Origin of the sequence: Variovorax sp. VNK109, assembly GCF_049445855.1 — a bacterium.
GTDB lineage: Bacteria > Pseudomonadota > Gammaproteobacteria > Burkholderiales > Burkholderiaceae_C > JAGOCV01.
Genome location: NZ_JBMSDV010000003.1, coordinates 331,822 through 348,249, shown reverse-complemented (window position 1 = coordinate 348,249; position 16,428 = coordinate 331,822). Strand labels below are relative to the sequence as shown.

Annotated in this window: 17 protein-coding genes; 6 read left to right on the top strand and 11 right to left on the bottom strand. The window is 64.4% G+C overall.

Translation table 11 applies throughout. From position 1 onward, the window contains the following. Nucleotides 1-18: 18 nt before the first annotated feature. From ACO2Q9_RS12760 to ACO2Q9_RS12725, 8 genes are all read right to left on the bottom strand, one after another. Nucleotides 19-747: an ABC transporter ATP-binding protein gene (locus ACO2Q9_RS12760; RefSeq protein WP_423311911.1), complete on the bottom strand. Its 729-nt coding sequence runs from the start codon at nucleotides 745-747 to the stop codon at nucleotides 19-21. Beyond that, complete coding sequence (locus tag ACO2Q9_RS12755) at nucleotides 744-1,520, bottom strand: ABC transporter ATP-binding protein (RefSeq protein ID WP_423311909.1); 777 nt, start codon at nucleotides 1,518-1,520, stop codon at nucleotides 744-746. The genes ACO2Q9_RS12760 and ACO2Q9_RS12755 overlap by 4 nt, the downstream gene beginning before the upstream one ends. Next, nucleotides 1,517-3,418, bottom strand: coding sequence for an ABC transporter permease (locus ACO2Q9_RS12750; RefSeq protein WP_423311907.1), 1,902 nt, complete (start codon nucleotides 3,416-3,418; stop codon nucleotides 1,517-1,519). The genes ACO2Q9_RS12755 and ACO2Q9_RS12750 overlap by 4 nt, the downstream gene beginning before the upstream one ends. Before the next feature lie 71 nt (nucleotides 3,419-3,489). Then, complete coding sequence (locus tag ACO2Q9_RS12745) at nucleotides 3,490-4,695, bottom strand: ABC transporter substrate-binding protein (RefSeq protein WP_423311905.1); 1,206 nt, start codon at nucleotides 4,693-4,695, stop codon at nucleotides 3,490-3,492. Nucleotides 4,696-4,783: 88 nt separating this feature from the next. Continuing rightward, complete coding sequence (locus ACO2Q9_RS12740; RefSeq protein WP_423311903.1) at nucleotides 4,784-5,368, bottom strand: amino acid synthesis family protein; 585 nt, start codon at nucleotides 5,366-5,368, stop codon at nucleotides 4,784-4,786. Between the two features lie 40 nt (nucleotides 5,369-5,408). Continuing rightward, nucleotides 5,409-6,053: an amino acid synthesis family protein gene (locus ACO2Q9_RS12735; RefSeq protein ID WP_423311901.1), complete on the bottom strand. Its 645-nt coding sequence runs from the start codon at nucleotides 6,051-6,053 to the stop codon at nucleotides 5,409-5,411. A gap of 36 nt (nucleotides 6,054-6,089) precedes the next feature. Then, nucleotides 6,090-7,022: a UPF0280 family protein gene (locus tag ACO2Q9_RS12730; protein ID WP_423311899.1), complete on the bottom strand. Its 933-nt coding sequence runs from the start codon at nucleotides 7,020-7,022 to the stop codon at nucleotides 6,090-6,092. Nucleotides 7,023-7,040: 18 nt separating this feature from the next. Beyond that, nucleotides 7,041-8,681, bottom strand: a complete 1,641-nt coding sequence (locus tag ACO2Q9_RS12725; RefSeq protein ID WP_423311897.1) for a 6-hydroxynicotinate reductase — start codon at nucleotides 8,679-8,681, stop codon at nucleotides 7,041-7,043. A 260-nt stretch (nucleotides 8,682-8,941) separates the two neighbouring features. Between ACO2Q9_RS12725 and ACO2Q9_RS12720 the strand changes: the two genes are divergently transcribed. From ACO2Q9_RS12720 to ACO2Q9_RS12705, 4 genes are all read left to right on the top strand, one after another. Continuing rightward, the gene (locus tag ACO2Q9_RS12720) at nucleotides 8,942-9,715 is read left to right on the top strand and encodes a ferredoxin--NADP reductase (protein WP_423311895.1); all 774 of its coding nucleotides are present in this window, start codon (nucleotides 8,942-8,944) and stop codon (nucleotides 9,713-9,715) included. Between the two features lie 17 nt (nucleotides 9,716-9,732). Beyond that, the gene (locus ACO2Q9_RS12715; RefSeq protein ID WP_423311893.1) at nucleotides 9,733-10,497 is read left to right on the top strand and encodes a TetR/AcrR family transcriptional regulator; all 765 of its coding nucleotides are present in this window, start codon (nucleotides 9,733-9,735) and stop codon (nucleotides 10,495-10,497) included. Nucleotides 10,498-10,536: 39 nt separating this feature from the next. Then, entirely contained in the window at nucleotides 10,537-11,733 is a 1,197-nt protein-coding gene (locus ACO2Q9_RS12710) for an amidohydrolase family protein (protein WP_423311891.1), read from the top strand. A 101-nt stretch (nucleotides 11,734-11,834) separates the two neighbouring features. Beyond that, nucleotides 11,835-12,296 carry a YidB family protein gene (locus ACO2Q9_RS12705; protein ID WP_423311889.1) on the top strand — a complete coding sequence of 154 codons (462 nt, stop codon included), beginning with the start codon at nucleotides 11,835-11,837 and terminating at the stop codon, nucleotides 12,294-12,296. Nucleotides 12,297-12,348: 52 nt separating this feature from the next. Here the strand turns inward: ACO2Q9_RS12705 and ACO2Q9_RS12700 are convergent, their stop codons facing one another. Genes ACO2Q9_RS12700 through ACO2Q9_RS12690 form a run of 3 tightly spaced genes read right to left on the bottom strand, consistent with a single transcriptional unit; the run spans nucleotide 12,349 to nucleotide 14,266 of the window. Further along, the gene (locus ACO2Q9_RS12700; protein WP_423311887.1) at nucleotides 12,349-12,582 is read right to left on the bottom strand and encodes a hypothetical protein; all 234 of its coding nucleotides are present in this window, start codon (nucleotides 12,580-12,582) and stop codon (nucleotides 12,349-12,351) included. Nucleotides 12,583-12,614: 32 nt separating this feature from the next. Beyond that, nucleotides 12,615-13,532, bottom strand: a complete 918-nt coding sequence (locus tag ACO2Q9_RS12695; protein ID WP_423311885.1) for a nucleotidyl transferase AbiEii/AbiGii toxin family protein — start codon at nucleotides 13,530-13,532, stop codon at nucleotides 12,615-12,617. Then, a complete protein-coding gene (locus ACO2Q9_RS12690; RefSeq protein ID WP_423311883.1) occupies nucleotides 13,529-14,266 on the bottom strand; it encodes a type IV toxin-antitoxin system AbiEi family antitoxin domain-containing protein in 738 nt (245 codons plus the stop codon). Before ACO2Q9_RS12690 ends, ACO2Q9_RS12695 begins: the two co-directional genes overlap by 4 nt. 148 nt (nucleotides 14,267-14,414) lie before the next feature. Between ACO2Q9_RS12690 and ACO2Q9_RS12685 the strand changes: the two genes are divergently transcribed. Together ACO2Q9_RS12685 and ACO2Q9_RS12680 are read left to right on the top strand one after the other, a co-directional pair. Beyond that, a complete protein-coding gene (locus ACO2Q9_RS12685; protein ID WP_423311881.1) occupies nucleotides 14,415-14,759 on the top strand; it encodes a hypothetical protein in 345 nt (114 codons plus the stop codon). A 28-nt stretch (nucleotides 14,760-14,787) separates the two neighbouring features. Then, on the top strand, nucleotides 14,788-16,425 hold the full coding sequence (locus ACO2Q9_RS12680) for a peptide chain release factor 3 (RefSeq protein ID WP_423311879.1): 1,638 nt from the start codon (nucleotides 14,788-14,790) through the stop codon (nucleotides 16,423-16,425). Nucleotides 16,426-16,428 lie beyond the last annotated feature (3 nt).

The window sequence follows — 16,428 nt, the reverse complement described above, 5'->3', positions numbered from 1 at the left end:
AATCGCCGGACGCCGGTGTCACACGCTGAGATAAGCGCGGCGCACCTCGTCGTTGGCAGCCAGCTCGGCCATGGAGGCCTCGTAGCGGATCTGGCCTTTCTCGAGCACGTAGGCCCGGTCGGAGACCAGTTCCGCGAAATGCATGTTCTGCTCGGACAGCAGGATGCTCACGCCCTGCGACTTGAGCTCGAGGATCATCTGCGCCATCTGTTCCACGATGACGGGCGCGACGCCCTCGGATGGCTCGTCGAGCAGCACGAGGAACGGGTTGCCCATGAGCGTGCGTGCCACGGTGAGCATCTGCTGCTCGCCGCCGCTCATGCGGCCGCCGGGACGATTGGGCATCTCGCCGAGATTCGGGAAGAGCTTGAACAGGCGCTCGGGTGCCCACAGCGGCGCCTCGGTGCCGTCGGGCCAGCGGCGCGCGGGCTGCTTGCCGACCTCGAGGTTCTCCATCACCGTGAGGTCGGTGAACACGCGGCGGTCTTCCGGCACGAAACCGAGGCCCAGTCGCGCTGCATGGTACGGCTCGCTGCGCGAGATGTCGTGGCCCATGAATTCGATGGCGCCCCGCCGGCGCGCCAGCATGCCGATGATGGCCTTGAGCGTCGTGGACTTGCCCGCGCCGTTGCGGCCCATGAGGGCCACGACTTCACCGCGCCGCACTTCGAGGTCGACGTCGAACAGGATCTGCGCGGCGCCGTACCAGGCCGCCAGGCTCTTTGCTTTCAGCAGCACGTCGCTCATGCGGTGGCCTTTTCGAATGTCTTGCCGGTGCCGAAATAGACCTCCTGCACCTTCGGATGGTCCCGGATCTCGAGCGGCTTGCCTTCGGCGATGAGCCGCCCGCGCGCCAGAACGATCATGCGGTCGGCGTAGGCGAACACCACGTCCATGCTGTGTTCGGTGAAGAGCACTGCCATGCCGCGGCTCACCACGAGCTGCTTGGTCAGCGCCATGAGTTCGTTGCGTTCCTTGGGTGCCATGCCGGCCGTGGGCTCGTCCATCAACAGCAGCTTGGGCGCATTGGCCATCGCGATGGCAAGTTCCACGCGCTTCACGTCCCCGTAGGCGAGCACGCTGCACGGCCGGTCGGCCTGTGCCTTCATGCCGACCTGGTCGAGCAGTTCGAGTGCGTCGTCGCGCCGGTAGTCCGCCGCGCGACGCCACATCGAGAACAGCTTGCTGTCGTGCGACAGCAAGGCCATCTGCACATTCTCCACCACGGTGAGCGAGGCGAAGGTTTCGGCGATCTGGAAGGTGCGGCCCACGCCGAGTCGCCAGATGTCGCGCGGCTTGCGGCCCACGAGTTCATCGCCGGCCAGGCGGATGGAGCCCTGATCGGCCGGAAGCTGGCCATTGACCATGTTGAACGTCGTCGTCTTGCCGGCGCCGTTGGGGCCGATGAGCGCCAGCAGCTCGCCGGGCGCGAGATCGAAGTTGATGCCGTCGACGGCCTTCACGCCGCCGAAAGATTTGCCGAGGTCGCGGACCTGCAGCAGGGGTGTGATGGTGCTCATTGCTTCACCTCCGCGCTACGGCCACGGAGCTTGTCGAACGCCTGCTTCGCGAAGCCGGCCAGGCCCTGCGGGAACAGCAGCACCAGGATCAGGATGACCGCACCGAGCATCGCGCGCCAGTAGTCCGTGTTGCGGGCGACGGTGTCGTGCAGCCAGGTGAAGGTGAACGCACCGACCACCGGACCTGCCAGTGTCTGGATGCCGCCGAGCAGCACCATCACCAGGCCGTCGACCGACTTGCTGACCGACAGGCTTTCAGGGGAGATGCTGCCTTTGGAGAACGCATACAGCGCACCCGACAAACCGGCGACGGCCCCTGCGACGACGAACGCTGCCCACTGCATGCGCTTCACGTCGATGCCGATCGCGTCGGCACGCAGCGCGGAGTCGCGCCCCGCACGCAGCGTGTAGCCGAACGGCGAGTAAAGGATGCGCCGCAGCAGCCACACGCCGAGGCCCACGAGCACCAGCGTGAGCCAGTAGTACGCACGCTTGTCGGAGAGCCATTCTGAAGGCCACACACCGGTCAACCCATTGCTGCCGCCGGTGAACTTGTCCCACTGGTAAGTGATGCCCCAGGTGATCTGCGCGAACGCCAGCGTGAGCATGGCGAGGTACACGCCCGACAGGCGTACTGCGAACCAGCCGAAGACGAGCGCGCCGATGGCAGCAGCGACAGGTGCGACGACGAGCGCCAGCTCCATCGGCATGCCGCTGGACCGCACCAGCAGCGCAGCGGCGTAGGCACCGAGGCCGAAATACGCCGCGTGGCCGAACGAGTGCATGCCCGCCGGTCCCATGATGAAGTGCAGGCTGGCTGCGAACAACGCGGCGATCAGCAGGTCGATGAGCAACACCAGCGTGTAGGGCGAATCGGGCATGAGCACCGGCACCGCCGCCAGTACGAGCGCGAAGACGGCAGCAGCGACGAGGTAGGCATTCGTCGGCGCGCGCAGCGGCTCTTCCTGCATGCCGACATAGCGGCTTGCGGCCTGCGGGCGACCCATCAGACCCCACGGACGCCACACCAGCACGACCGCCATCACCAGGAAGTCCACCACCAGCGTGAGCTTGGAGAAGGAGATTTCGAGGCCGAACAGGTTCACGACGCCGAGCCAGATGCACAGCGCCTTGATTTCGGCAATGAGCAGCGCGGCCACATATGCGCCGGGCAGCGAGCCCATGCCGCCCACCACCACCACCACGAAGGCCGCGCCGATGGTGTGCAGGTCCATCTCGAGCGTGGCCGGCTCGCGCGGCAACTGCAGCGCACCGCCGAGACCTGCGAGGAACGCACCGAGCGCGAACACCGCCGTGAACAGCCACGCCTGGTTCACGCCGAGTGCGCTGACCATCTCGCGGTCCTGCGTGGCAGCGCGCACCAGCGTGCCGAAGCGCGTGCGTGTGAGCAGCAGCCACACGAGGCCGAGCACCACCGGACCGACGACGATGAGGAAGAGATCGTAAGAAGGGAACTGCCGGCCGAGGATCGCCACCGAACCGCGAAGACCCGGCGCGCGCGGACCGAGCAGTTCTTCAGGCCCCCAGAACCAGAGCACCGCATCCTTGATGACCAGCACCATGGCGAAGGTGGCCAGCAGCTGGAAGAGTTCGGGCGCCTTGTAGATGCGTCGCAGCAGCAGCACCTCGATCAGCGCGCCGAGCACACCCACCACCAGTGCCGCCACCACCAGCGAAGGCCAGAAGCCCAGGCTGCCGGCGAACTTGTCCACCAGCGAGTAGGCGACGTAGATGCCCACCATGAAAAAGGAGCCATGCGCAAAATTGACGATGCGCGTGACGCCGAAGATCAGCGAGAGCCCTGCCGCGACCAGGAACAGCGACGACGCGCTGGCCAGGCCGTTGAGCAGCTGGACGACGAAACCGGAAAAACTCATGCGGGCATCCGTGGGCGATGAAGAAAACCGCCGCGCTCAGGAGGGCCCGGGCGCGGCGGTCGTGGGACGGGTCAGTCGGTGGAGCGCGACTTCTTCACGTCGGCGGCGGACGGCTGGAAGCGTGCGTCGGCGCCGTCGTAGTAGACATAGTCGACCATGATGCCCTTGCCGCCTTCGTTCTTCGTCTTGCCGACGAACGCGCCCATCGTCGACTGGTGGTCTTCGGCACGGAAGGTGACCTTGCCGAACGGCGAGTCGAATTGCAGGCCCTTGAAGGCAGCGGCGAGCTTGTCGGATTCGGTGCTCTTGGCCTTTTCGATGCCCGCAGCGGCGGCCATGATCATGCTGTAGCCGACGACCGAGCCCAGGCGCGGGTAGTCCTTGAACCTGGCCTGGTAGGCGTCGAGGAAGGCCTTGTGCGCCGGGATGCTCACGCCGTTCCACGGGTAGCCGGTCACCAGCCAGCCGTTGGGCGCTTCGTCCTTCAGCGGGTCGAGGTACTCGGGCTCGCCGGTCAGCACGCTCACCACCGTGCGGCCCTCGAACAGGCCACGGGTGTTGCCTTCACGCACGAACTTGGAGAGGTCGGCACCGAACAGCACGTTGAAGATCGCGTCGGGCTTGGAGTCGGCCAGCGCCTGCACCACCGGGCCGGCTTCGATCTTGCCCAGCGGGGGCGCCTGCTCGGTAACGAACTCGACGTCGGGTTGCGCAGCCTTGAGCAGCGTCTTGAACGCCGCCACGGCGGACTGGCCGTATTCGTAGTTGGGGTACACGATGGCCCAGCGCTTCTTCTTCATCTTCACGGCTTCGGGCACGAGCATCGCGGCCTGCATGTAGGTGCCGGGGCGCAGGCGGAAGGTGTACTGGTTGCCACCTTGCCAGGTCATCTTGTCGGTGAGTGGTTCGCCTGCGAGATAGAACACCTTCTTCTGCTTGGCGAAGTCGGCCAGCGCCATGCCGGTGTGCGAGAGGAAAGCGCCGGCGAGGAAGTCCACCTTCTCGCGCGAGACCAGTTCTTCGGCGGCGCGCACCATGTCGCCGGGGTTGGCGTTGTCGTCACGCGTGATCACTTCGATCTTCTTGCCGAGCACGCCGCCCCTGGCGTTGATCTGCTCGACCGCCAGATCCATGCCCTTCTTGTAGGGCTCGAGGAAGGCGGGCTGTGCCTTGTAGCTGTTGATCTCGCCGATCTTGATCTGCGCATGGACCGGCAGCGTGGCGGCGGCAAGCACCGCCCAGCAGGCGGCAAAGGTCAGAGGCTTCGAGAGTTTCATGATGGAAAGGCTCCTGGCTGGCTTCGGGTTGAGAAAGGGTTGAGGGAAAACCGGATGGACGTCTCGCAAGGCTGGCAGGAAGCGCGCATCAGCGCAACCCGTCCTGCCCCTTGATTTCATGGACCTGCAGCCCGCCGATGCGGGGCAGCGGGCGGCCACTGTCGGTGACAACGACGGCCACCACGATTTCGTTGGCACGCGGCGCGTCGGACACGCGGGCTTCCATGGCGTCGAAATGACTGCGCACGAAGGCGGCATCCTTGTGGCCCAGCGGCACGTCGATGGCCGTGCCCATGCCGCCGCGCTTCTTGGCGGACGGCACGAGGGCTGCGCCCTTCTCGACGGCCACACGCAGCGGTGCGCCGAGCTTGGGGTGCAGGATGGCGGCAGCGTGCTCGAGCTCGCCGGACTCGCCGACGATCGCGGCCTTGCCGTAGCTCTGCGCCTGCGCCGGCGCGATGCCCAGCGCCTTCACACATTTGTCGCCCAGCAGGCCACCGAGTTCTTCACCGATGGCGATGAGCTCGTCGAGGTTTTCGGAATAGCTGCCTGCGTACGGGTTGGCAATGACGGCCATGGCCAGCGCGCGACGCGTGGGCGGGTCGATGGGCTTGCCCATTTCGACGCGGGTTTCGTCGACCTGGACGATGATCTTGCGGATGTTGGCGCTCATGTGGATCTGTGCTCCTGTGTTCTTCTGCGGTACTGCGCCTTCAGCGCTGGCCGTCCCATTGGGCGATGTTCTCGGCACGCAAACCGCCGACGCGCTCATGTACGCGGTAGCCCGTGGTCATGACCAGCACGTAGACCACTTCGTCGGGCAGCGGCGAGCCCGGTACGCGAACTTCCATCGCATCGAACTGGCCACGGACGTAGGCGGCGTTGATGTTGATGAGCGGTACGTCCAGCGTGACACCGGGCGGACCGACCTTCTTGGTCGACGGCACGATGGACAGCGCATTGCCGGGCTGGCCCGTCTTCTTCTCGGTGACCGTACCCGACTTGTAGGCCGCACGGTCGCCTTTCCAGCCGAGCAGTTCGCGCATGGCGTAGCCGCCGGGCACATGCCACAGCGCACCATGCTCGAGCTCGCCGCGCTCGCCGACGATCGCACCCTTCCCATAGGTACCGATGCGTTCCTTCGGAACATCCATCGCCGCGAGCAGCTTGTTGGCCATGTCCACGCCGACGTCCTGCAGCGCATCCATCATCGGGAGGATGTTCGGTTCGTAGCGGCCGGCATAGGGGTTGGTCAGCACGGCGCAGATCGCGCCGCGCACGAGCGGCGTCGCCGCCGGCGGGCCGAACTCGTGGCGGATTTCTTCCACCTGCGTGACGATGCGTCGTATCTCGATCATGGGTTGTAGGTCATGGAGCGGGCTCCACCAGTTTCGTTAAGCAAATACTGAACCAACTTGATCTTTCTGCATGGACGAATGACCAATCATCATGGTGCCCGACAGTCCACCGTCAGTCACCATCACCTGCCGCTGGCACACCAGCACCGCCGATGCGATGAGGCCGGATGCCTTCAAGGCCTGTGCACGCGCCAGGCCCGACGCCAGCGCCTGCGCCACCTTGTACGCGGGCAGCGTGGGCACGTCCACCGTCACCGGAATCCCGCCAAGGTCACTGTCGTCCTTCACTTCGTTCGCGGGCAGGCGGACGATGCGCGCATCGTCCACGTCAACCGCATTGGCGATGATGGTAGCCGCCGCGTCGGCCGCCGATGCCGTGGCCGCGAGCACCGTCACGCTGTCTGCGATGCCCAGCGAGAAACTCCGGCCCCGCCAGCCACTCGTCGCAACGCCACGCACCGCCATGGCGTGCCGAACCTCGAACAGGCCATCCACCGAAACGCCCTGCATGACTTCATGCTCGCTCAGGCGCGCGATGTCGGCGTAGAGACCGATGCGCGTGGACGCACCGGGCGCGAGATGCAGCGCGATGTCGCCGCCGTTGTTCACCCATGCGCGTGCGATGCCTTCGCGCTGGTAGAAGCCGATCAGTTCCTGCGCCACCGAGCCGGCGACCGCGGCCATGGGCGTGATGTACGTGTCACGAAACGGTGCGCACGCCTGCCACATCCGGCGGGCGACAGCGCCGCGCACCGGGCATCCACCAGACACCACCGGCCGCTTCAGCAGCGGGAGTTCGTCCACCAGTTCATCCAGGAGGACCTCGAAACGCTGCCACGCTGTCGCATTGGCTTCGATGATGGCGCGCTCACCCGCTGCGTCGTTCGCCTCGGCATCGATGACGATGTCCATCGGGCCGTGCTGGAAATGCCAGCGACCGTCGGGAAGGAGTGAGCGTTGCGCGGGCATTTTTTCTTCGGCAACAGGTCAGCCCAGCAGCGGCCCATTCGACAGCGGCCACGGGTTCGTCGCCCCACCTTTTTCCCACTGCAGCGACGTGGGCGCCCCGTCGTTGTGCCACGCGCCGCTGCGCAGCACTTCCTGCAGCTCGCGCACGTATTCCATGTGGCCGCCCAGCGCCTCGTAGTCGTCGCGGCGCATGCTGAATTCGATGGGCGCGACGATGGCCGGCGTGGGTACCGTGCCGAAGCTGTTGAGCGGCATGCGCGTCACATCCGCCATCACCGTGATACCGCCACCGGGCCACACATAGGCCGGCGCGCCGCCGCAGGTGACGTTCACCAGCGCATTCTTGATGGCGCGCGTGAGCAGCACCGGGTTTTCCGTGACGCCCGCGCGCAGCGAACCGCCCGCACCGCCGAGGAACAGCACGGTGCACAGCGAAGGTTCGCAGTTCTCGCCGATGCGGTCGACGATGACACGCACGTCGGGCGGCATTTCCTGTTCGACAGGTTGCAGCGCCTCGTCCAGCACATACCAGGACGCATGCTCGCCCGTGGTCGACGTCATTAGCAGCTTCAGCCCGGGCCTGGCGACGCCTGCGTCCCAGCCTTCGATGATCGACAGCGGATCGGCGATGTCGGTGCCGCCCCAGCCGGTGCCCGGATTGGCCACCTGGAAATAGCGCCCCGGCGTGGACTTGCGGCCGCGCATCTGGATGCCCGAGCGCGGCATGTCCAGGCAACGCCCGGCCTGGTGCTCGGTGAGCACGCCGGTGATGTGGTCGTCCACGACCACTACTTCGTCGGCCAGGCCCGCGAACTGCCGCGCAAAGATGCCGACCGCCGCCGAGCCGCAGCCCACACGCATGCGCTGTTCTTCAACTCCGTTGACGATGGGCGCCTTGCCGGCCTGGATGACCAGTTGCGAGCCGCCGTCGATGGTGAGCTCCACGGCCTGCTGGTTGCCCAGCAACTGCATCATCTCGGCGGTGATGCGGCCTTCCTTCTTGCTGCCGCCGGTGAGGTGGTGCACGCCGCCTAGCGAGAGCATCTGCGAGCCATACTCGGCCGTCGTCACATGCCCGACCACCTCACCCTTGCAGCGCACGTTGGCCTGCTCGGCGCCGAGGAAGCGGTCGGTGTCGATCTTCACCTTGAAGCTGCAGTAGCTGAAGATGCCTTCGGTGACCACGGTCACCATGTCGACACCTGCGGCCCTGGACGACACGATGAAGGGCGCGGGCTTGTAGTCGGGATACGTGGTGGAAGAACCGACGCCGGTGACGAAGACCTCTTCGGCCAGCAGCAGGTCGCCGTTCCAGGGTGCGGTGGTCGAAGGATCGTTGGCCGCAGCCGCCTGGACGCCGCTTTCAGCCGTCGTATCGGCGGGCCCTGCGGCGAAGGGCACGAGCTTCGCCTCGCCGTCCTGCAGGCTCTTGCGCAGCAGGATCACCGGATCCACGCGGATCAGCAGGCCGTCCCGGTTGGCGTAACGATCGCAGGCGCCGGTGCGGCCCTCGGAGATCTGGCACAGCACCGGACAGGCGTTGCATTCGACCTTCTCGCTGTTCATGCGCTCGTTGCGGGGCTTCGAGCGCTCGAGCACCTGCGGCAATGTGGAAGAATCCATGCCTGGAAGCCCATCCGTCTTGGTGTGTTCGGTCATGTCAGCGGTATTCCGTGGGGTGGTTCGCACGCCAGATGATTCCAGCTTGTGCGACCGTTTCGTTCTGTGTAGCATTCACCTAACGAAAATGTTGCGTTCACTACATTTCTTTTTTTCAATGTAGCGTATTCAACAGCCACGCGCAACGGTGTTTTTGTGCCCAAGTCTGGGGCATGCCGGTGCGCGTGGATGCCCCAGAACGAGGCTTCCGGTCCGAATCGATTCCGTCTGATTTACTGAAACTCTCCCGAGCTGAAACCATGAGTGCATTCAATGAAGAAAAGGTCCTGAGCGTCCATCACTGGACCGATCGCCTGTTCTCCTTCACCACCACACGCGACCCGGCGCTGCGCTTTTCCAACGGCCACTTCACCATGATCGGCCTGCGCGTGAACGACAAGCCGCTGCTGCGCGCCTACTCCATCGTCAGTGCCAACTACGAGGAGCACCTCGAATTCCTGAGCATCAAGGTGGAAGAAGGCCCGCTCACCTCGCGCCTGCAGCACATCAAGGTGGGCGACAGCATCATCGTGGGCAAGAAGCCCACTGGCACGCTGCTCATCGACTACCTGCTGCCGGGCAAGCGCCTGTACATGTTGTCCACGGGCACGGGTCTTGCACCCTTCATGAGCATCATCCGCGACCCGGAAACGTACGAGCGTTTCGAACAGGTGATCCTGGTGCATGGCGTGCGGCAAGTGGATGAACTGGCCTACCACGACCTCATGACCGATCACCTGCCGCAGCATGAATTCCTGGGCGACATGATCCGCCAGAAGCTGCTGTACTACCCGACGGTCACGCGCGAAACGTACCGCAACATGGGCCGCGTGACGGACCTCATCACTTCCGGCAAGCTGTTCGAGGACCTGAGCCTGCCTTCCTTCAAGCGCGAAGAAGACCGCGTGATGATCTGCGGCAGCCCCGGCATGCTGAACGACCTGAAGGCCATGCTCGAAGAGCGCGGCTTCCACGAAGGCAACACCACGATGCCAGGCGACTTCGTCATCGAACGCGCATTCGTCGAGAAATAAGGCAAGCGCCTCCGTTCATGGCTACGTCCGCCACCGCTACCCGCAAACCGAGAGCTTCCGGCAAGACCGCCGCCCGGAAGACCGGCAAGGTCGTGGCGCCCAGGAGCAATACGGCGAAGAGCAGCACGGTCAAGCGCGGCACGGGCGTGCGCGAGCAGAACGCGCAGAACACGCGCGACAGCATCCTCAAGGCGGCGATCAGGATCTTCGCCAAACACGGCTACGACGGCGGCAGCGTGGAGAAAATATCCCGCCAGGCCAAGTCGTACGACCGGATGATCTACTACTACTTCGGGAGCAAGGAAGGGTTGTTCATCCAGGTCATCGAAGAAATCTACCGCCGCATGAACGAAGCCGAGGCCGAACTCGACCTCGACTTCAGCCAGCCCGTCGAAGCGCTCACCGCGATGACGCACTTCGTGATGGACTACTACCGCGAACACCCCGAGTTCGTCACGCTGCTCAACACCGAGAACCTGCACAAGGGCAAGCACATCGGCAAGTCCGACCGTGCACGCGAGTATTCGTCGCAGCTGATCTCGCTGCTCGGCCAGATCCTCGAAAGCGGCGCGGCCAAGGGCCTCTTCCGCAAGGACATTTCGGCGCGCGACCTGTACCTGCTGATCGCGGCCAATGGCTACTTCTACATGTCCAACCGCTACACACTGGCGAGCTTCCTCGGCGAGAGCATCGACACACCCGAAGCCGTCGCTCACTGGCGCAGCTTTGTCATGGACACGGTGCTGCGCGCCGTGAGCCCGCAAGGCAAACCCGCGGGCTGATGGGCGAAACAACACGAATCCCACGAACAGGAACACCCCATGGCAGAAGCAGCAGTGGCCGGCAAATCCGGCAAGGTCGTCATCCGCAACATCGGTCTCCTGTTGTCGGGTGACATCGACAAACCCATCCTGGATGCCGACACCATCGTGGTGCACGATGGCCTGATCACGGCCTTTGGCAGGGAGAAGGATTGCGACACCGAAAGTGCGACGACGACCATCGACGTGCGTGGCACCGCTGTGGCGCCCGGCCTGATCGACAGCCACGTGCATCCGGTCTTCGGTGACTGGACGCCGCGCCAGAACCAGCTCGGCTGGATCGACTCCACCATGAACGGCGGCGTGACGACCATGATCTCTGCCGGTGAAGTCCACCTGCCCGGCCGGCCGAAGGACATCGTCGGCCTCAAGGCATTGGCCATCACCGCGCAGCGCGCGTACGACAACTTCCGCCCAGGCGGCGTGAAGGTGCTGGCCGGTGCGCCGGTCATCGAGAAGGGGATGGTCGAAAGCGACTTCAAGGACCTGGCCGATGCGGGCGTGGGCCTGCTCGGCGAGATCGGCCTGGGCACCGTGAAGGGCGGCACCGAGGCGAGCCAGATGGTGGCGTGGGCGCGCAAGTACGGCATCCAGAGCACCATCCACACCGGTGGCCCGTCCGTGCCGGGCTCGGGCTACATCGACAAGGACGTCGTGCTCGAAGCGGACGCGGATGTCATCGGCCACATCAACGGCGGCCATACTTCGCTGCCCTGGAAGCACGTGTGCGAGCTGTGCGAGAAGTCCACGCGCGCCATCGAAATCGTGCACAACGGCAACGAAAAAATCGCCATCGAGGCCGCGCGTGCCGCCATCGAACTCAAGTGCCCGCACCGCGTGATCCTCGGCACCGACGGGCCCGCAGGCTCGGGCGTCCAGCCGCTGGGCATGCTGCGCATGATCTCGCTGATCTCCAGCTTCGCGAACATCCCCGCCGAGATCGTCTTCGGCTTCGCCACCGGCAACACCGCGCGCATGCGCAAACTCAACTGCGGCCTCATTGAAGCCGGCCGCGCCGCCGACTTCGTCTTCATGGACCGCGCGCAGCACACCGCCGGCAAGACGTTGCTGGAAAGCGTGCAGCTCGGCGACATCCCCGGCATCGGCATGGTGATGATCGACGGCATCGTGCGCTGCGGCCGCAGCCGCAACACGCCGCCGGCGACGGAGATTCCGGTGGTGGTGGGCGCGCACTGAGCGAGCGTTCGCAGTCTGATTTTTTAAACATTGTCAGAACCATTGAGTCGCACGGCGGCCCGTGCGACAACCCATGGCTTCATCCTCAGCGAAAGAAGACCATGGGCATTCTCGACACCCTGTTGGGCGCGGCCACGCAAGCCAATGCCCAGAACTGGCCGGATGACGGCACCCAACCCGGCGGTGCGCCACCCCCGGCGCTGATCGACAGCCTCACCGGCCTCATCTCCGGGCAGCAGGCCGACGGCGGCCTCGAAAGCCTCGTGCAACGATTCGCCCAGGCCGGCCTGGGCGACGCGATGGCCAGCTGGATCGGCCGCGGTGAAAACGCCACCGTGAGCGGCGAGCAGATGCGCGGCGCGCTCGGCGACGATTTCATCGCCCCCCTGGCCGGCAAGCTCGGCATCGACCCGCACCTCGCCAGCCAGCTCGTCGCGCAATGGCTGCCGCGCCTGATCGACACCTTCACGCCCAACGGACAACTGCCGGACCCGACACAGGTGAAGGTCGATTCCGGCCTGCTTTCCGCCGTTGCCGGCGCCCTGCTGAAGCCACGAACCTGAACTTCCGACGAGCCGGCCAACGCCACCGGCACGCCCCTGCGTTGACTGGTGTTCACTGGGGTTCGATCCAGGCCTTCTTCACCAGCGACGCGTATTTGGCGAGTTCGCGGCGGAATGCCGCCTGCGCCTGCTCGGGCGTGCTGATCGCGATGGTGTTGCCCTGCTTGTCCATCGCCTCCTTCGCCGCCGGGTCCGCAAACGCGGCAACGATCACGTCGTGCGTCTTTTTCACCGTGGCTGCAGACAGGCCCTTGGGACCGATGACGGCGAACCAGGCCTCGACCACGAAGTTCGGCAGCGCCGCAGTGCAGCGAAATCCTAGGCCTTCAGTCGCTCTTCCAGAATCGTGGCTTGCGCGGCGAAGTGATCGGGCTTCGCTGTTCGCAGTTCTTCCAGATTTGCGATTTTCCAGCGGATGGCAGGGAGATGCGGTAGTGACTTGAACGGCATCTTTTCCCACTCGGGTTCCAAGCGCACCAGCGAAAGCAGGAAGGCTTTGTGGTCTGCAGTCAGGGCCTTGGGCAGTTCGGCTTTAAGCCGCGCGCGGGTTTCCTCCAGAGCGACGAGCGCGACATCGTCGGTCGTCATGCCTTGGAAGTGCTGCTCGAAAACGTTCCCCAATGGAACATCGTTGCTGAAGAGAACTTCGTGGACCGGCCTGCCGTGGCCTGCGAGGTAGGCCACAAAGCAATCGACAAAGGCGGGGTCGAGCCCGTATTTCTCATACATCTTCAAGACATCGAAGATGTCCCGGGGATGCTGGCGGTCCATGGCGGCCACCAGTTTGCTTCCGTAGATTTCCCGGTAGTCCAGCATGGGAACGCTGAGGCCCGAGGTAAACATGTCCTGTGCAGAAGGCGCAAGCGGCGTGTTTGAGGTCGACATGAGGACGCCGCGAAAGATGTGATTGACTTCGACCTTCACTTCCGCCAACTCGCCCTGTACGAAGAGCTTCACGTCCTCGCCGCCTGGCTTGCGCGGGCGATTGATCTTGTAGCCGCGACCTTCCAGCGTCTTCGCGGCTTCGGCGAGGTCGCTTTCGATGGCCTTCAGGGCGTCATCACGCGACAGGGTGTGATCGGTGAAAACGACATCGATGTCCACAGACAAGCGGGGCATGTCCTGCAGGAACAGATTGAGCGCCGTGCCCCCCTTCATCGCGAACCGGGGCGACTTGAAGATGGTCGGGGCAATGTCGATCAGGACGCGAACCGTGTCGATGTAGTCTTGTGTCATCGCTTGAGTGCCAGCCTTTCACCGCTTTTGGAAACGGCTATCCAGCGCGTTCCGCCGCCCTTCTTCTCACTGACCGTACGGGCGAGCGCGGCCCACGGCAGATTCAGATCCTCCGCGAGCGTGCGGGCGAGGCGCACGACCTTGATACGCTGCGTGCTCTGAAGCAGGTTCTCCAGCACAGATGTTCTGAGACTATGCAGGCTTTCCACGATGGAGCGGGCGTCCTCCAGCGTGACCAGCTTTCCCACGTCACTGAGCATCTCCAGGAGCGCGCGCTCAGGGACCGACACCATCACATCGGGATGTCCGTTCGGCAGTGCCTTGATGGTCGCGTCATGTGGTCGGTCAAACAGCCTGGTGCACTGGTAGGTGCAGGGGACGCGCTCCGACAGCCAGGCAGGGACCTGGACTTGCCCCTCGCCCCAAAGATTGACCGACTGGCGAAAGCTGATGTTGTGACGTGTACCGCGCCAGTCCAACGCAGTCTTGCCGCCGACATGCAGGCCCGGATAGCGGCGCATCAGGAGGGCAAGGCACCCATCGCGCGTGAGGGTGTCGCCGGGCAGCATGTACGCGCCTCGGCCCAGATGATCCAGCCAGCCAGCTTTGGCGAGATGGGAGGCATGCGCCGGGCTTAGCCCTTTCTCCTTCAGAAAGGTCACATCGAGCGGCTCTCCTCGGGGGAGAGTCGCCAGCAGAGCTTTGAATGAAAAATCTTCGATTGTTGATCCCATAGATCAACTATTTCACATTTTTCATTCAAATTCAAGGCAGGCCTCAGCAATTCTGTATGTTTTTTTCTGAGTAAGTGGTCCATGAAGTCAATTACTCAGAAAAAAACATTCGGAAAACAAACTAGGCGGCCCAAGGGCCGCCCGCTCGATGCCGCCACGCCTCTACCGGTCGCTGGTGGGCGTGACCTTGACCGGCGCCCGGGTGTGCCCCGGCTTGGTCGTCGACGGCAGAGGACGGTTATCCGCCATTGTCTGGCTGAAGAAGCGCGAAGCCGTGCCCAAAAATACGCCCACCTACGCCTTCAATCAGAATCCGGGCAACGTCACCGAAGGCGAACGTACTGAGGAAACCTCAAATCTCCAGTATTGGTTTGGGGGACAGCGAAGCCTTGAAATCAGCGAGGACATCATTGGCCTGGGTCGGTACGGAAAGACTTCGATAATTGAGAGTTTCGCCAGCACGCACTGGCACCCACTCACGGTGTGTACATAGCCGTGTAAATAATCCAGAAAAGACACCCATGTCGAGCAGTAACTTTCTAGAAGAGACGCGGCGTAGACGCACCTTCGCCATCATCTCCCACCCCGACGCGGGCAAGACCACGCTGACCGAGAAGCTGCTGCTGTTCTCCGGCGCGATCCAGATCGCCGGCTCGGTGAAGGCGCGCAAGGCGTCGCGCCACGCCACGTCGGACTGGATGGAGATCGAGAAGCAGCGTGGCATTTCGGTGGCGTCGTCGGTGATGCAGATGCTCTACCGCGACCACGTGATCAACCTGCTCGACACGCCCGGCCACAAGGACTTCTCGGAAGACACCTACCGTGTGCTCACCGCTGTCGATTCAGCACTGATGGTGATCGACGCGGCCAACGGTGTGGAGGCGCAGACGCGCCGGCTGATCGAGGTCTGCCGCCAGCGCGACACGCCCATCATCACCTTCGTCAACAAGATGGACCGCGAAGTGCGCGATCCGCTGGACATCCTCGACGAAGTCGAACGCGAGCTCGGCATGCCCTGCGTGCCGATGACCTGGCCAGTCGGCCAGGGCAAGGCCTTCGGCGGCATCGTGAACCTGCGCACGCAGGCGATGACGGTGTTCGAATCCGGCAGCGAACGGCTGCCGCAGGACTTCGAGTCGATTCCCCTTGCCGACCGGGACACCCTGCTCAAGCGCTTCGGCCACGAGTACGAAGCCGCCGAGCAGAGCATGGAACTGGCCACCGGCGCATCGCCCGAGTGGGACCGCGAGGCCTTCCTCGCCGGCAAGCAGACACCGGTGTTCTTCGGCTCCGGCGTGAACAACTTCGGTGTGATGGAAGTGCTGGATGCGTTGGTGGATCTGGCCCCGTCGCCGCAGTCGCGCACGAGCACCACGCTGGTCAACCGCCAGCCGGTGGTGAAGGAGATCCAGCCCGAGGACAAGGACTTCGCCGGCGTGGTGTTCAAGGTGCAGGCCAACATGGACGCCAACCACCGTGACCGCATCGCCTTCGTGCGCATGGCCTCGGGCAAGTACACACCGGGCATGAAGCTCAAGGTGCAGCGCACCGCGAAAGAACTGCGCCCCACCAGCGTGGTGACCTTCATGAGCCAGCGCCGCGAGGCGGTGGACGAAGCCTATGCGGGCGACATCATCGGCTTCACCACGCACGGTGGCGTGCAGCTGGGCGACACTATCACCGACGGCGCGTCGCTGCAGTTCACCGGCCTGCCCTTCTTCGCGCCCGAGCTTTTCATGACCGTGGTGCTGAAGAACCCGCTGCGCACCAAGCAGTTGCAGACCGGCCTCGAGCAGCTCGGTGAAGAAGGTGCGATCCAGGTCTTCAAGCCCGAGATCGGCGGCCCGATGCTGCTGGGCGCCATCGGCCAACTGCAGTTCGAAGTGGTGCAGCACCGCCTCAAGACCGAGTACGACTGCGACGTGCGGATGGAGAACTCGCAGTACACCGGCGCGCGCTGGATCACGGCCGACACGCCGGCGGAACTGCGTGAATTCACCAACGCGTATCCGCAGCGGCTCGCGCTCGATGCGGCGAACACGCTGGCCTATCTGTGCACGTCGCCCTACGACGTGCGGCTGGCGCAGGAGCGCTTCCCGAAAATCCACTTCCATCCGCTGCGCGAGCACGCGGGTCTCGCGCTGCAGAGCGCGGGTTGATCG

Bases quoted from the DNA above. Each gene is read 5' to 3' on its own strand.
- ACO2Q9_RS12695 (WP_423311885.1), bottom strand. From the start codon at position 13,532: ATGACACAAGACTACATCGACACGGTTCGCGTCCTGATCGACATTGCC.
- ACO2Q9_RS12710 (WP_423311891.1), top strand. From the start codon at position 10,537: ATGGCAGAAGCAGCAGTGGCCGGCAAATCCGGCAAGGTCGTCATCCGC.
- ACO2Q9_RS12730 (WP_423311899.1), bottom strand. From the start codon at position 7,022: ATGCCCGCGCAACGCTCACTCCTTCCCGACGGTCGCTGGCATTTCCAG.
- ACO2Q9_RS12690 (WP_423311883.1), bottom strand. From the start codon at position 14,266: ATGGGATCAACAATCGAAGATTTTTCATTCAAAGCTCTGCTGGCGACT.
- ACO2Q9_RS12715 (WP_423311893.1), top strand. From the start codon at position 9,733: ATGGCTACGTCCGCCACCGCTACCCGCAAACCGAGAGCTTCCGGCAAG.
- ACO2Q9_RS12760 (WP_423311911.1), bottom strand. From the start codon at position 747: ATGAGCGACGTGCTGCTGAAAGCAAAGAGCCTGGCGGCCTGGTACGGC.
- ACO2Q9_RS12680 (WP_423311879.1), top strand. From the start codon at position 14,788: ATGTCGAGCAGTAACTTTCTAGAAGAGACGCGGCGTAGACGCACCTTC.
- ACO2Q9_RS12755 (WP_423311909.1), bottom strand. From the start codon at position 1,520: ATGAGCACCATCACACCCCTGCTGCAGGTCCGCGACCTCGGCAAATCT.
- ACO2Q9_RS12725 (WP_423311897.1), bottom strand. From the start codon at position 8,681: ATGACCGAACACACCAAGACGGATGGGCTTCCAGGCATGGATTCTTCC.
- ACO2Q9_RS12750 (WP_423311907.1), bottom strand. From the start codon at position 3,418: ATGAGTTTTTCCGGTTTCGTCGTCCAGCTGCTCAACGGCCTGGCCAGC.
- ACO2Q9_RS12735 (WP_423311901.1), bottom strand. From the start codon at position 6,053: ATGATCGAGATACGACGCATCGTCACGCAGGTGGAAGAAATCCGCCAC.
- ACO2Q9_RS12745 (WP_423311905.1), bottom strand. From the start codon at position 4,695: ATGAAACTCTCGAAGCCTCTGACCTTTGCCGCCTGCTGGGCGGTGCTT.
- ACO2Q9_RS12705 (WP_423311889.1), top strand. From the start codon at position 11,835: ATGGGCATTCTCGACACCCTGTTGGGCGCGGCCACGCAAGCCAATGCC.
- ACO2Q9_RS12740 (WP_423311903.1), bottom strand. From the start codon at position 5,368: ATGAGCGCCAACATCCGCAAGATCATCGTCCAGGTCGACGAAACCCGC.
- ACO2Q9_RS12720 (WP_423311895.1), top strand. From the start codon at position 8,942: ATGAGTGCATTCAATGAAGAAAAGGTCCTGAGCGTCCATCACTGGACC.
- ACO2Q9_RS12685 (WP_423311881.1), top strand. From the start codon at position 14,415: ATGCCGCCACGCCTCTACCGGTCGCTGGTGGGCGTGACCTTGACCGGC.